We start from the raw sequence: 13,880 nt of genomic DNA on the forward strand, positions 1-13,880 counted from the left end.
CTGTTTTTAGCGGGTTTCGTCTTCAAGCGAATAACCGATTCCGCGTGCAGTACGAATTCTAATGCCAACTTTGAGATTTTCAATCTTTTTTCGAATAAAAGATATATAGACCTCAACATTATTGTACTCGGCATTGGATTCTCCGCCCCAGATTTTTTCGATGAGTTGCTCCTTTGTAATAATCTGGTGGGGATTTTCAAAAAGCAGGTCGAGAATCTGATATTCTTTGAGAGAAAGTTTGATTGCTTCACCGTCTGCTGACTGAAGCTCGCAGTTCTTTTTGTTGAGGGTAAGGTCGCCGAAAGTCACAGAGTCGTCTTTAAGCTCTCCCTTGCGTCTTGAAAGGGCGCGCACACGGGCCAGAAGCTCATCGCTTGAGAATGGTTTTGTAAGGTAATCGTCCGCGCCTGCATCAAGACCTGTGATTTTATCCGAAACATCGTCCTTTGCTGTGAGGAAAATCACAGGAACATTATTATGGTTTTCGCGTAAGGTTTTGAGAATGGAAATGCCATCGATTCCCGGAAGCATAATGTCCAAAATGAGGACATCATAAATTCCTGATTCGGCAAATTTTAATCCTTCTTTGCCGTCAAGAACCGCATCAATGCTGATTCTGTTCTTTTTAAAAATCTCAACAAGAGCCTGTGAGAGTCCTTCTTCGTCTTCAACTAACAATACTCGCATATTTTCCTCCGAAAATAAAAATCTCAGCAACTTTTTGTATAAGAATAGAATAAACCCACTTGCCTTATAAACTCTTAAAATATACTAAAAATAAACTGAAAATTTAAAATTTTGTATAATGCAATTATTATGGCAAAAATTCAGATGAAAAACGCAATCGCCGAGCTTGACGGCGATGAAATGACTAGAGTTTTGTGGGCGGTTATCAAAGAAAAACTTCTTGAGCCTTTCGTTGATTTGAAAACCGAATATTACGATTTGGGCTTGAAGCACCGAGATGATACCGATGATGAAGTCACCTACGAAAGCGCCGAGGCTATCAAAAGGCTGGGCGTCGGCGTAAAATGCGCCACAATTACTTCAAACGCAGCCCGCGTAAAAGAATACAACTTAAAGCAGCTTACCCCAAGCCCCAACGGAATTATCCGAGGCGAGCTTGACGGCACTGTTTTCCGTGCACCGATTTTCGTAAAGAATGTAGCCTGTGCCGTCACCAGCTGGAAAAAGCCCATCGTTCTCGGCCGTCACGCTTACGGTGATGTTTACAAAAACTGCGAGATTAAGACTCCTTGCGCAGGAAAGGCCGAGCTTGTCTTCACTGGAGAGGACGGCAAGGAAATCCGCAAGACCATCATGGAGATGAAAGGTCCCGGCATCATTCAGGGAATCCACAACCTTGACAAGTCTATCGAAAGCTTCGCCCGTTGCTGCTTCAACTATGCTTTGGATCAAAAAATCAGCGTATGGCTCGGCACAAAAGACACAATCTCAAAGACATACGACGGCAACTTCAAAGAGATTTTCCAGCGTATTTTCGACAGCGAATACAAGGCAAAGTTCGACGAAGCCGGAATCGAATATTTCTACACTTTGATTGACGACGCGGTTGCCCGAATCATGAAGAGCGAGGGCGGTATGCTCTGGGCCTGCAAGAACTACGACGGAGACGTTATGAGCGACATGATTGCCTCTGCCTGCGGATCTTTGGCTATGATGACTTCAGTTCTTGTTTCTCCGGACGGAAAATACGAGTACGAGGCAAGCCACGGCACTGTCCAAAAGCACTATTACCGCTACCAGAAGGGCGAAAAGACTTCTACAAACCCTGTCGCGCTTATTTTCGCATGGACCGGGGCACTTGCAAAACGAGCCGAACTTGACAACACTCCTGAGCTCGCCTCTTTTGCAAAAAAACTTGAAAAGGCTACCCTTGACACAATCGAAGAGGGCACGATGACAGGTGACCTTGCCCGCCTCGCAAGCCCTGCCGCAAAGAAAGTCGTGGACAGCTGGGAATTTATCGACGCAATCGCCGCCAGATTATAATTCTTTGAAAGTTTTGTTCTGATAATGAAGACTCATAGCGATGGCATTTGCCGCCGTTATGAGCAAATCCATGTCTTTGTATTGCCAGATTCTCGCGGTCGATGTGGAATCTGCTCTGATATAGCCGAAAATCTTATCGTTGTATCGGATTATGGCGTACAAGGACGATTTGATTCCCTGTTTAAGACATACTTCATGAAGTTCTTTTTGCCCGATGTTTTCAAGATGAGTGACATCGTTCAGGTAATACACTCCCATTGAGGGGCTTACATTGTCCATAAAGAAAGTGTTCGTAATCGATTCAAATTCTTCAGTGTTTGAAAGTGTGTGGATTTGAGAAAAATACAGGCCGTCTTTTGTTTGAATTCCTATGTGGTCAATCATGAGGTTTGAGCCCAAGAAAAGCAGTAAATCTTTGATTCCATCTGCGAGATGTGGAGCTGAATTCAAAAATTTGAAAACCTGAGTGTGCATCTGCATTGAACTGATTGTGGTGTCATCGGCTGAATGCAGCTGAATGTTCTTGTGCTTTGACTCAAGGTAAATGATAAAGCAGTTCCGTCCTTTGATTTTGCCACGATACAGTGCTTTGTCTGTGAGTTCAAAAAGTGCATCGTAGTTGTTTGCATCGGTAGGACAGCGTGAGAGCCCAAAAGTGCAGGTGAGATATAGAGTTTTGTAATCTGGCGGAGTAACTCCGTCTATGGTCTTATGGACTTCCCGTAAAAGCGACCAGACTGCATCGTATTCGGTGATATTTGGGATGACAACCATAAATTCATCTCCGCCAAAGCGACCTACAGCGCCACGATTTCCGAAAGAATCTTTTAGTCTGTTTGCTAAAAAAGAAATGACATGATCGCCGACAGTATGACCGTAATTGTCGTTAACATTCTTGAAATTGTCGATGTCAACGAGGGCGAGGGAAAATTCCGTGCCTTTTTCAATTAGATGTTTTGCATAATCAACGATGACATCTCTCGTGTAAAGACCTGTGAGATAATCTGTTTTTAAATCCTTGTTATTAAAAAAATCATCACCCATTTGGATTAAATTTTAATATTAATTTGCTGAATCGTCAATTTTTTTCTTCTGATATATAAAAAATACTTGTAAATTTTAGTGATATTTTGCTGATATTTTTTTTCCTATGTAAGCGATAGGTAATTTTCTTTTTTTTACATTGTCCAAAGTGCGGAAATTCAGTATATTTCTCTCATGGCTAATTTACTTGAAATTCAGAATCTGAATGTTGATATAGAAAAAAAACATGTCATTGACGGCGTGAATCTTCTGGTTAATCCCGGCGAAACCCATGTCCTTATGGGGCCAAACGGAGCGGGAAAATCCACCTTGGGCTACACAATCATGGGAAATCCCCGCTACACAGTATCTGGCGGAAAGATTTTCTTTGACGGCGAGGACATCACCGAACTGGGCGCGGACAAGCGGGCTGCCAAAGGCATTTTCCTTTCTTTTCAGGCTCCCCTTGAGGTTCCGGGCATTCCTTTGGAATCATTTATCCGCACGGCCTTGCAGCAGAAGACCGGCGAGCGGGTCAAACTCTTCCAGTTCCAGAAGCAGCTCAAAGAGACCATGAAGCTTTTGAACATGGACGAAAGCTATGCCAGCCGAGACCTGAATGTGGGATTTTCCGGCGGCGAGCGCAAAAAGAGCGAAATCTTGCAGCTTCTCATGCTTTCTCCCAAACTCGCCATCCTTGACGAGACTGATTCCGGCCTTGACGTTGACGCGGTTCGCACGGTCTCAAAGGGAATCGAAGAATACCAGAAGCGCATGAACGGCGCCCTTATCATCATCACCCACTCAACGAAAATCCTTGAAAGCCTCAAAGTGGACAAGACCCATATTCTGGTCAAAGGCAAAATCATCAAGGAAGGGGACGGAAGTCTTGTTGAGGAAATCAATGCAAATGGTTTCGAGCAGTTTATAAGTTAGGAATTAGGAGTGAGGAGTTAGAAGTTGGGGGCTGCCGCTGTCCTTCGACTTCGCTCATGGAACAGCGGCCGGGCTATCCGTGGTTCCGCTAACGCTTCATTCCTTCGGAACAGCTTCGCTGCCACTACTATCCCTAGCCCGTTTGATATGGTTGGACTATTATGGAAAACGAAAAAGATAACATAAAAAGCATAGATTCTTCTCCCTACGACTTCCGCTATGAGGAAAAGGGCTTTTACCGCAACAAGGCTGGCCTCACGTCAGAGATTGTCGCAAAACTTTCCGACGACAAAAACGACCCTGAATGGATGCGTGAATTCCGCCAGAATGCGCTTAAAATTTACAATGAGCTTCGCGTGCCTGAGTGGGGGCCGGACATCTCTGGTCTCAACATTGACGAAATCGCCACTTACGTGCGCCCCAACACAAAAATGCAGGGCAAGTGGGAAGATGTTCCCGAAGACATTAAAGACACTTTTGAAAAGCTGGGCATTCCTGAGGCAGAGCGCACTTCTCTTGCGGGAGTGGGCGCCCAGTATGACTCTGAGCTTGTCTACCACAACTTGCAGGAAGAAGTGGCCAAGCAGGGCGTAATCTACACTGATTTTGAAAGCTCTCTCCGCGGCCCTTATGCCGACATGGTAAAAGAGCATTTTATGCAGCTGGTAAAGCCAAATGACCACAAATTCGCGGCCCTGCATGGGGCTGTCTGGTCCGGCGGCTCCTTTGTTTATGTTCCCAAGAATGTAAAGGTTGAAATCCCCCTGCAAAGCTACTTCCGTCTGAACGCGAAAGGGGCGGGACAGTTCGAGCATACCCTCATTATCGTTGACGAAGGCGCTGACCTGCACTTTATCGAGGGCTGCTCGGCTCCAAAATACAATGTGGCAAATCTTCACGCCGGCTGCGTCGAGCTTTATGTAAAAAAAGGCGCACACTTGCGCTACTCAACCGTGGAAAACTGGTCTAAGAACATGTACAACCTCAACACCAAGAGGGCGCGTGTAGAAGAGGGCGGCCGGGTCGAGTGGGTCTCAGGCTCTTTCGGAAGCCACATTTCCTATCTTTACCCCCAGAGCGACTTGATTGGCCGGGGAGCCAGGGCTGAATTCACTGGCGTTACTTTTGCCGGCGAAGGACAGAACCTTGACACGGGAGCCAAAATGGTTCACCTCGCCCCTCAAACGACGAGCGTAATCACCACGAAATCTCTCTCAAAATCCGGCGGCATCTCAACCTACCGAAGCGCAATCTACATCGGAAAAGAGGCAAAGGGCAGCAAGGCCAGCGTTTCCTGCGAGAGCCTTATGCTCGACAACATTTCCCGAAGCGACACAATTCCCGCCATGGACATTCACACTGATGACTGTGACGTTGGCCACGAGGCAAAAATCGGCCGAATCTCAAACGACGCGATTTTCTATTTGATGAGCCGGGGAATCTCTGAGGAAGAGGCAAGGACAATGATTGTAAGCGGATTTGCAAATCCTGTCTCAAAAGAGCTTCCCCTTGAATATGCCGTTGAGATGAATAATCTGATTCGCCTTGAAATGAAAGGTTCGCTGTAAAGCGCAATTCATAATGCGGAACGAGGAATGACTATGACAGAAACACTAAAGTTTAACGAAATAAATAAAATCCCCGCCCTTACATGGAACTGGCTCAAGATGAACCGGGATTCCCTTGAATTGCGGGAGATTCCCTCTCTCTTTGAGCCTGAAATCTCTGAAATCCCGGAAGGCATTTCCCTGCTTTCTGGGCAAAAAATCGATTTGAACAAATTTCCTGCCCTTAAGTCTGGAATCGGTGAAGAAATTTCTTCCTACCTTGAAGAAAATGTCTTTAAGGGAGTTGACCAGATTATCGAAATCAGCGGCAAAACCGAAAATCCCCTTCTTCTTTCCTTTGATTACGGAAAAGCGGGAAATTCTGATTCAGTCTCTCCTCATTTTGCTTCGTCTCAAATCATCTATGCAAAAAAAGATTCTGAAAGCTGCGTGATTTTCCTTTATGAGGGAGCTGATTCTTCAAAAATCGACTCGGTTATCCGTACAAAAATCTATGCCGAAGAAAATGCCCTTGTGCATGTCATAAAAGTCCAGCTTTTGGGAAAAGACCAGAATCAAATCGATGAGACGAGCGCAGTCGCCGGAGAAAATTCTAAGATTCACTTCACCCAGATTGAGCTTGGCGGAAATCACATTGATTCAGGCTTGTACACCCAGCTTGGCGAATACAAGTCCCGTTTCCAGAGCGAGCTCGCTTTTATCGCAAAGGGGGAGCAGCATTTTGATTTTAACCACGCAGTCATTCACACTGGCAGCGAGACTGACACGAAAATGCTGGTAAAGGGAGTCCTGGACGGAAATGCCGTTAAAAATTACCGTGGTACCATTGATTTTAAGAACGGCTGTCATGGCTCTACTGGCGACGAGCAGGAAGAGACTCTGCTTATGAGCAAAAGTGCCGTCAACAAGTCGATTCCCATGATTCTCTGTGATGAAGAAGATGTTGCCGGAACCCACGGTTCTACTTTGGGACGCTTGGGAGCGGACGAGCTCTTTTACATGCAGAGCCGGGGAATCAGCGAGGAAGAGGCCAAAAAAATGATGACCAAGGCAAAAGTCCTCAGCGTGGCAAGCCTCATCCCTCTGGAAAATATTCGGGAAAAAATCGAAAACTGGCTCGAAAAGTAGTCCATGTCTTTGGGCTTACTTGAGCACAGAAAGAATATCCTCTTCCGGCACTTCGGTGATGACGGTCTCGCCCACATTCGACTGAAGGATAAAGCGTATTTTGCTGCTGGAATTCTTTTTGTCTTTTTTCATGGCATTCAAGAGGATTTTCGCGATTTCCTCGTCGCTTCCGTACTTTTTCTTCATTTCTGGGTGAACGGGGCTTGTTTCCCAGCCGAAAGAGGCAAGGCATTTTTTTACCCGGTCAGCGTATTCCTTGGTGCAAAGGCCGAGATGCTGGCTTAAATCCGCCGCCCGTGCCATGCCCCAGGCAACCCCGTCTCCGTGAGTGACCACGCCAAGGCCCGCCATTGATTCCAGGGCGTGTCCGAAAGTGTGACCCAAATTCAGCTGCATTCTGATATTTTTTTCGGTTAAATCCTGCTCCACGACCTTTGCCTTGGCGTTCACGCAGATTCGGATTCCCTCTTTTATGAGTGAGCCTTTGCGGTCGTTCAAGGCTTCAGGATTTTTTTCAATCCGCTCGAAAAATTCTGGCTCGTAGAGGAGGGCTGTTTTTACAAGTTCTGCCATGCCTGAGCGATATTCCCTTGCGGAAAGGCTTTCGATAAAGGCCGGGCAGATGTGGATTTTCTGGGCTGGGAAGAAAGAGCCGATCATGTTTTTGTAGGAATCGAAGTCACAGCCGGTTTTGCCGCCGATTGCCGCGTCCACCATGGAAAGGAGGGTGGTGGGAACAAGCTCGCAGTGGGCGCCCCGCTTGAAAATCGAGGCCGCGAATGCCGTCATGTCAGTGATGACGCCGCCGCCGATTCCCACGAAGACAGCCGAGCGCTGGCCGTTGTTGTCCAGAGCCGCCTTAACGATTGCAAGTACGCTTTCGATTGTCTTGTAAGGCTCTCCCGCTCCCAGAATCAAAAGCATGTCCTTCCCCCGCTTGCCGACAAAGCCCGGTTCAATCTTTGGGTGGGAAAAATCCTCGCCCCGGAAAAAGTCAAGGAAGGAGTGCAGGGCGGGAAGGCTTGCCACGCTGGTGTCAGTGACGAAAATGCGCTGGGGCAAAGTCTCCTTTTCGGCTGAGTAAAAAACAGAGTTCAGGTCAATCTCGCCGTCATAAAAGCGGATGAAAGTGCGGTCAGTCCCCGGATGCACCGGCGGGTAAATAATATCTTTCTCTTCGAATGTCATTTTATTTAGTTAGGAGTTAGGAATTAGGAATTAGGAGTTTTTCACTCCTCACTCCTCACTCCTCACTCCTCACTCCTCCTTTAGTACTCTTTATTCATCTTTTCGAATTCTTCAATCACTTTGTTCACGCGCTTAAGCTCGCGGTTCAGGATTTTCTCGTAGTCCAGCTTGCCGCTTCCGATTCGCTCCCGCTCGTCTTCCCAGTTCTGGATGTCCTGCAAAATCAGGAATTTGAATTTTCCCACATTCGCTTTTTCCGCCCAGAGTTTTGCTTCCCTCCAGTAATAAAGGCCTGCCTCGTAGCATGTCTTTGCCTTGTTCAGGTTTTCGATGTAGGCATCCCGCCAGGGCGCGTCGTAAAAGTGGGCAACTTGCTTGTCGTAGGTTCGCCCCAGCCGCATGTGCTGCTCAATCAGCTTGAGATTTATATGCATCATAAAGAGATAGCGGTATTTTTCCCAGTCTTTCTCGTCGTTGATTTTGACCGGCGCGTAAAGGGGATTGCAGAAGTCCGCCTTGACAGCCTGCTCCAGCCAGTAGATGTTTTCGATTACATCGTCGGGGTACTGCTGGTAATGCACATGGAAGAGCTTGTAGTAGTCCTCCTTGTACTTGACCATGTAGGAAAAGGCCGGCGTAATCGAGAATATCGCAATGAAAACGGCAATCACCGCCGTAAAAAATCTCTTTTTCATCTCTTAGAATATCGGCAGGAAAAACTGAAAACTGAAAATGGAAAGTTGAAAATTCCTCACAGAGAATTTTTCTTAATTGCCAATTTTTAAATGCTCATTGATAATTTCGCTGATTTCTTCGATGGGGCGGCTTGCGTCCAGCCTTATGATTTTCATGCCGGTCTTCATTTTTTCGTATTCGCTGATGACGGCCCTGTAACGCTCGGCCGTGGCTTTCTGGAAGTCCAGCTTTTCATAGATTTCGGTCTCGCCCCGGCCAAGAACCCGCTTCAAGGAAATTTCCGGGTCAATGTCGAAGAAAAATAAAATTTCCGGCAGGGGAAAGCTTTCGTTGAGGCGGCGGGGAAGCTCGTCTCCGCAGGTTACGCTCTGGTAGGTCAGGCTTGAGAATAAATAGCGGTCACTCACCACGATTTTACCGCTCTCAGCTTTGGCCACTACTCCGCAGTTCGTGCCGCCTTTTCCGTAAAGATGCTCGTTTCTGTCTGCGGCGAACAAAAATGCCGAGGTGCGGGCGTCAAGCTCCACATCTCCTTTAAGCATTTTGCGAAGGAATTTTCCGGTCTCGCTGTCGGTCGGCTCGGTGGTAAAAAAGAATCTGCCTGCGTCCGGCCTCTTTTTTAAAATCTCAATCTGGGTGCTGGTTCCCGCTCCGTCTATGCCTTCAAAAACTATAAAATTCTTCAAAATCATAATATCACCTGCTAAAATCAAGGACAGATTAACACAGATTCCAGAGATTATAAATACAGTTACCGAAAGATTTTTCGATTGTTTTCTTATATGATTGCTAATTCCTAATCGCTACTTTATTATATGCCGATAAAAGAAGAGTAAAGCTGTCGAATTTTTATGAAGTCCAAAGTTTTTGGCGTAAGCCTGGGAAGCTCAATTTTCATTCTCCTCCTTATCGCAGTCCTCGCGCTCGTGCGGCCTGTTTATCTGCGTATCAATGAGTCATTGTCAGAATTTGAGGATTCTCTTTCACAAAAACTTCAGGACGAGACAGGACTTGCCTTCTCTTACAAATCGCTTTCGCCGTCAATTTTCATCGGCGTGAATTTCAGGAATGTCTCGATTTATGATGTGGAGACAAAAAACAAAATTGTTGGAATTCGGCGGGCAACTCTTACTTACAATGTATTCGGTTTCTTCTCAAAAAATCCAACGGTCGCCCTCAAAGAACTGACAATCAATGGCGTGACAGTTGAATACGATGCTCTCCAGAATTTTAAATTCAAAGACAAAATCAAAAGTCTTCTCGAAAAACAATCTGGCACAGGTCAAGAAAAAGATTCTGCTGAATCCTCTCGTCCAAAGGACGCTTTCAGTCTTTCTGGAAAAGAAATTGATATTCCTCTCGATATCGTCATCAAGAATCTCTCGGTGCATTACTCCGATAAGATGAACGATTTGCTTCTTGCTCTCAAAAGTCTCAGAATCAAGGGCTTTAATCTTGCGGAAGGCGTTGATATCAATACGAACGGAAAAGTCACATATAAGACAGGTCTTTGTAAAACTGATGGCAAATGGACTTCGGCAGCCTGTAATTTTTCTGTTTCTGGAACATTCTTTCCTCAGTTTGATGGCAGTTCGGCTCTTGTCAGTCTTTCAGGAAGCGGTGGAGTTGATTACTCTCTTTCTCATCTCGATATGCTCGTGAATTATTCGGAGAATACGCTTGAAGTGCGAACGATGCGTACCGTGCTTCCTTTCTCGCTTTTTGCCCGATATGATATCAGTAAAAATTCCCTCGCTTTTTCGGGAGATTTTGAACGCTTTAATCCAATGCGCCTTGTTTCTGTCCGCCGAAAAAATCCAACCGTGAAAAAAATAGACGGTTCTACAATTTCTGGCACTGTTTCGGGAATTGTTTCTGCCGACTCATTGTCTTATAAAACAGATTTGACTTTTGCTCTTCCTGAAAAATTGCTCGGAGAGCCTGTTTCGCTTGCCCTCAGATGTGATGGCGATGATAAGAATGTAAAGATTTCCAGACTTGCGGTAAATGGTTCTTTTGTTGACGCCGATTTCACTGGCGCTTTCAATATAAAAGAACTTCAGCCTTCAGGTCTTTTTTCCCTAAATTATTTTATGCTGAAAAACGGCGGCATTATTTCTACAGAAATGTATATCGATCCATACCGCAAAGGATTTACTTGTGTCGCTCCGCAGATTTTCATGAACGAAAAGAGCTTTACTGGTGTCCAGTTTACGCTCCTTCCAGAAAATCAGTCACTTGATTTCCAGTTCGAACTTCTTGATTTTGCTCATCCGGATTTTGACGAGACCGGACGACTGCAAATCGAGGGCAGCCTATTGCGTGAGCGTGGAAATTATTTGCAGACCAGCGTTGTATTCTCGAATATTTTTGCTGACAGCATCATTGATACGATTGCCTTTTTCCTGCCTGAGGAAAAGGCAGAAGTCATGCGGGGGCTTTCTTCTTCAATGCGGCCTTATATCTTCAATACGGAAGCTTATTTGTCCAGCGACTTCAAAGATTTTTCAATGAACGCCCCGGTCTGTCTTTTTGCGAACACCGAGAAGGATAGGGAAATCGTTACATTTGCCCTTGATGGCTCAAAAGAGACTTTGCAGCTTTCGAATTTTGATTTGATTTTCGGAAAACAGAATGCCCACGCAGATGTCGCAATTGAATTCGGCTCAAGCTTTGACGAATTTTCTTTCGTTACTGATTTGACGGTAAATGCCCTGCCTTATCATTTCTTCGGAAGTTTTACTCCTGATTGGATTGCAGTCTCTGGTGATTATAATTTTGACGCCATAGTTTCGATTGATGAGCAGATTGGCGCGACCTTGCAGTTCTCTCAACTGCCCTTTGCCGTAGGAAAATATGTTTTTGCCGCTTCCACAAGTTCCATCTTGCATTGGAGCCGTGAGCTTGGCTTTGATGTCGATATCGTGAGCCTTGAACTTGACGAACCTTCTGATTATATGACTTTTAATCCTCACCTGGCGCTTTCTGGTTCTTTGAGTAAATACGGCTTTATTCTGAGTAGTCTTTCTTATAACGACGAAACTTCTTCCCTTGACGGTGGTGGAAATATAGTCTGGAATATGAATGAAGGTATTTTTGATTCTCTTCACGCTTCAATTTCAGCAGAGAGTCCCATTTCTTCAGAAATCCTCTCGTTGAACGCTGATTTGACGAATCCTTCCCAGAAGCCTTTTTCGATTGAGAATATAAAAAATGATTTCTACATGTCTGTGGAGGCCATGATTCACTCGTTTCCATCTTCTCGTCTCATGTCTCTCCAAAATGTTGAGAATACGATTTCGGCTGATATTACGGCGAGCGGAACGATAAATAATCCTTTCTTGTCGGTTATTCTTCATCGCTCATCCCTTTCTCTTTACGGATATCCGCTTGTTGCCAGTGGTTCTCTCGTCCTTGATGATTCCGGATTGCATCTTGATAACATTGATTGTGCATGGTCTGTTCTCAAACTGTCTGACGCGCAGGTTTTCTTTGACCCAGCAGTTTTTGAGGGTGATGCTTCATTTACGATAGATGCTAATCTTATGAACAAGACCTTACATGCCCCGCTGAAAATTAAACTTGAAGGTGGCGTTCCTGAAAAGAAATTCGGCGTGCCTGATTATTATTCTGTTACTTTAACTTCTGATAAGGTTACTGGTGATTTCATTACTAGTGATTTTCCTCTGAAGGTGACGGCGACACACAGTCCCGGTCGATTTGATATTATGACAGATGAGGCTGAAGGATTTAATGCTTCTTACACGAGTGCAGACGGTATGATTTCTGCTGTCGCCGGAAGAAAGAGCCCTGTTCAGATGAACTTAAATGGATCTGTCCATGAAAATAAAATGAATATCGACATTACTGGTATTGCCGCTGACATGAGATTCATCTGTTCTGAAGTCGAGATTCCTTTTGTAAGTTTTAATTCAGGACTTCTGAATGGTGCATTGCGTATTACGGGTCCAACGACTGATCCTGAGTTCACGGGAGCTTTTAGCGTCCTTCATCCAGGTTTCATTATTCCGCTCGTCTCTAAGAATTATTTCCATGCGGAAAAAGTCATCATGACAGTTGGACACGGAGAAGCCGTTGTTCCGCCGACTCATGTTACTCTTGGCAAGGGATATGGTTCAGTCGAATACCGCATGGAATTTAACAGATGGATTCCGAATTTCCTTGAGCTGAACATCGACATAGATGACAATCATAAAGTTCCCCTTGATTTAACCTTCCCCTTTATTCATGCAAAAGGTCTGGCGAGCGGAAATCTTACTCTTTCTTTCTCAATTCCCCGTGATTTGTCCGTTTCTGGATTTGTTATCGCTGATGATACTGATGTCGAAATTGTCGCAACACCTTTGCAGGAACAGTTCTCGGTGGCTAATATCGCTAAATTCTTGCCATCAGTTCCGACGAATAACCCTGCCGATTTGAATGTCATGGTTGATTTTGACATTGTAGTCGGGCAGAAAGTACAACTTCTTTTCAATCCTTTCCTTCGCGGTGTCGTAACCCCTGGAACACCCCTTTCTATTTATCTCGATACCTATGCGGGAGAATTCTCTTTTGATAGTGACATTACTCTTCGTGGCGGTGAAATCACATGGTTGAACAGAAATTTCTATATGAAAGAGGGTAGGATTATTTTCAATGAGACTCAGGATTCTATGGATCCTCGTGTGACTGTGCGTGCAGAAACTCGTGAGCGCGACGATAACGGTAATATGGTAACAATTATTCTTTCTGCAAATAATCAGAGGGTGAGCGCGTTCAATCCGATTTTCTCTTCAAATCCTGCAAAATCAGAACGGGAGATTATGCTTTTGCTCGGACAAATCATTTCCGCAGATTCAAGCGGAGCAGGGGAATTCAGCGGAGCCTTTGGAGACATGTTCTTGCAGTCAACTGTCATGCGTCGTGTTGAGAATACATTGCGTGAATTATTGAATTTTGATATAGTTTCCATTCGAACGAATATCGTTCAGAATTCCTTGAAGCTGAGTATGGATGAAAAAAACAGCAATAAGCAGCTCACGGTTGGTAACTTTCTTGACAACTCGACTGTTTATGTAGGTAAATACTTCGGCAGTTCAATTTATATGGACTCCATGCTTCATTGGACTTATGACGAGCACAAAATCAACAATGGTACTTCGGTAAACGGTATCGTTTTCCAGCCGTCGCTTGGTTTTGAGATGGCTTCTCCCTATGTGAACATTCGTCTTGGGATTGCGCCAGATATCAGTTCGCTTCAGAAAGGACTTATGGATACTTTGGTTCCTTCAACATCTTTGACACTGTCATGGAAATTTGCTTTTTAAA

10 protein-coding genes are annotated in these 13,880 nt (G+C 45.1%); 5 read left to right on the forward strand and 5 right to left on the reverse strand.

What is annotated here, in order from left to right; genetic code table 11:
* Positions 1-6: 6 nt before the first annotated feature.
* Positions 7-687, reverse strand: coding sequence for a response regulator transcription factor (locus B2089_RS10595; protein ID WP_296323954.1), 681 nt, complete (start codon positions 685-687; stop codon positions 7-9).
* Between the two features lie 129 nt (positions 688-816).
* Between B2089_RS10595 and B2089_RS10600 the strand changes: the two genes are divergently transcribed.
* Positions 817-2,013, forward strand: coding sequence for an NADP-dependent isocitrate dehydrogenase (locus tag B2089_RS10600; protein WP_296323952.1), 1,197 nt, complete (start codon positions 817-819; stop codon positions 2,011-2,013).
* On the opposite strand, the gene B2089_RS10605 is transcribed toward B2089_RS10600, so the two are convergent.
* Positions 2,008-3,057 carry a GGDEF domain-containing protein gene (locus B2089_RS10605; protein WP_296323949.1) on the reverse strand — a complete coding sequence of 350 codons (1,050 nt, stop codon included), beginning with the start codon at positions 3,055-3,057 and terminating at the stop codon, positions 2,008-2,010. The two genes, B2089_RS10600 and B2089_RS10605, sit on opposite strands and share 6 nt — an antisense overlap.
* Positions 3,058-3,231: 174 nt before the next feature.
* On the opposite strand from B2089_RS10605, the gene sufC reads away from it, so the two are divergent.
* The 3 genes from sufC to B2089_RS10620 all read left to right on the forward strand — a co-directional run bounded on the left by sufC (position 3,232) and on the right by B2089_RS10620 (position 6,668).
* Complete coding sequence (sufC, locus tag B2089_RS10610; RefSeq protein ID WP_296323946.1) at positions 3,232-3,972, forward strand: Fe-S cluster assembly ATPase SufC; 741 nt, start codon at positions 3,232-3,234, stop codon at positions 3,970-3,972.
* A 161-nt stretch (positions 3,973-4,133) separates the two neighbouring features.
* Entirely contained in the window at positions 4,134-5,540 is a 1,407-nt protein-coding gene (gene sufB, locus B2089_RS10615; protein WP_296323943.1) for a Fe-S cluster assembly protein SufB, read from the forward strand.
* A gap of 33 nt (positions 5,541-5,573) precedes the next feature.
* Entirely contained in the window at positions 5,574-6,668 is a 1,095-nt protein-coding gene (locus B2089_RS10620; protein ID WP_296323940.1) for a SufB/SufD family protein, read from the forward strand.
* Between the two features lie 15 nt (positions 6,669-6,683).
* Here B2089_RS10620 and B2089_RS10625 read toward each other — a convergent pair whose 3' ends face one another.
* The 3 genes from B2089_RS10625 to tmk all read right to left on the reverse strand — a co-directional run bounded on the left by B2089_RS10625 (position 6,684) and on the right by tmk (position 9,244).
* Positions 6,684-7,856 (reverse strand): 3-dehydroquinate synthase, encoded by a 1,173-nt coding sequence (locus tag B2089_RS10625; protein WP_296323937.1) that lies wholly within the window; start codon positions 7,854-7,856, stop codon positions 6,684-6,686.
* Positions 7,857-7,936: 80 nt separating this feature from the next.
* Positions 7,937-8,551, reverse strand: a complete 615-nt coding sequence (locus B2089_RS10630) for a hypothetical protein (RefSeq protein WP_296323936.1) — start codon at positions 8,549-8,551, stop codon at positions 7,937-7,939.
* A gap of 72 nt (positions 8,552-8,623) precedes the next feature.
* Positions 8,624-9,244, reverse strand: a complete 621-nt coding sequence (gene tmk, locus B2089_RS10635) for a dTMP kinase (RefSeq protein WP_296323933.1) — start codon at positions 9,242-9,244, stop codon at positions 8,624-8,626.
* A gap of 159 nt (positions 9,245-9,403) precedes the next feature.
* On the opposite strand from tmk, the gene B2089_RS10640 reads away from it, so the two are divergent.
* Complete coding sequence (locus tag B2089_RS10640; protein WP_296323930.1) at positions 9,404-13,879, forward strand: translocation/assembly module TamB domain-containing protein; 4,476 nt, start codon at positions 9,404-9,406, stop codon at positions 13,877-13,879.
* Position 13,880 lies beyond the last annotated feature (1 nt).

Origin of the sequence: Treponema sp. UBA3813, assembly GCA_002368605.1 — a bacterium.
Lineage (GTDB): Bacteria > Spirochaetota > Spirochaetia > Treponematales > Treponemataceae > Treponema_D.

What these genes read in the sequence shown, in the direction of transcription:
- B2089_RS10595 (WP_296323954.1), bottom strand. Translation starts at nt 687, where the DNA reads ATGCGAGTATTGTTAGTTGAAGACGAAGAAGGACTCTCACAGGCTCTT.
- B2089_RS10600 (WP_296323952.1), top strand. Translation starts at nt 817, where the DNA reads ATGGCAAAAATTCAGATGAAAAACGCAATCGCCGAGCTTGACGGCGAT.
- B2089_RS10605 (WP_296323949.1), bottom strand. Translation starts at nt 3,057, where the DNA reads ATGGGTGATGATTTTTTTAATAACAAGGATTTAAAAACAGATTATCTC.
- sufC (WP_296323946.1), top strand. Translation starts at nt 3,232, where the DNA reads ATGGCTAATTTACTTGAAATTCAGAATCTGAATGTTGATATAGAAAAA.
- sufB (WP_296323943.1), top strand. Translation starts at nt 4,134, where the DNA reads ATGGAAAACGAAAAAGATAACATAAAAAGCATAGATTCTTCTCCCTAC.
- B2089_RS10620 (WP_296323940.1), top strand. Translation starts at nt 5,574, where the DNA reads ATGACAGAAACACTAAAGTTTAACGAAATAAATAAAATCCCCGCCCTT.
- B2089_RS10625 (WP_296323937.1), bottom strand. Translation starts at nt 7,856, where the DNA reads ATGACATTCGAAGAGAAAGATATTATTTACCCGCCGGTGCATCCGGGG.
- B2089_RS10630 (WP_296323936.1), bottom strand. Translation starts at nt 8,551, where the DNA reads ATGAAAAAGAGATTTTTTACGGCGGTGATTGCCGTTTTCATTGCGATA.
- tmk (WP_296323933.1), bottom strand. Translation starts at nt 9,244, where the DNA reads ATGATTTTGAAGAATTTTATAGTTTTTGAAGGCATAGACGGAGCGGGA.
- B2089_RS10640 (WP_296323930.1), top strand. Translation starts at nt 9,404, where the DNA reads ATGAAGTCCAAAGTTTTTGGCGTAAGCCTGGGAAGCTCAATTTTCATT.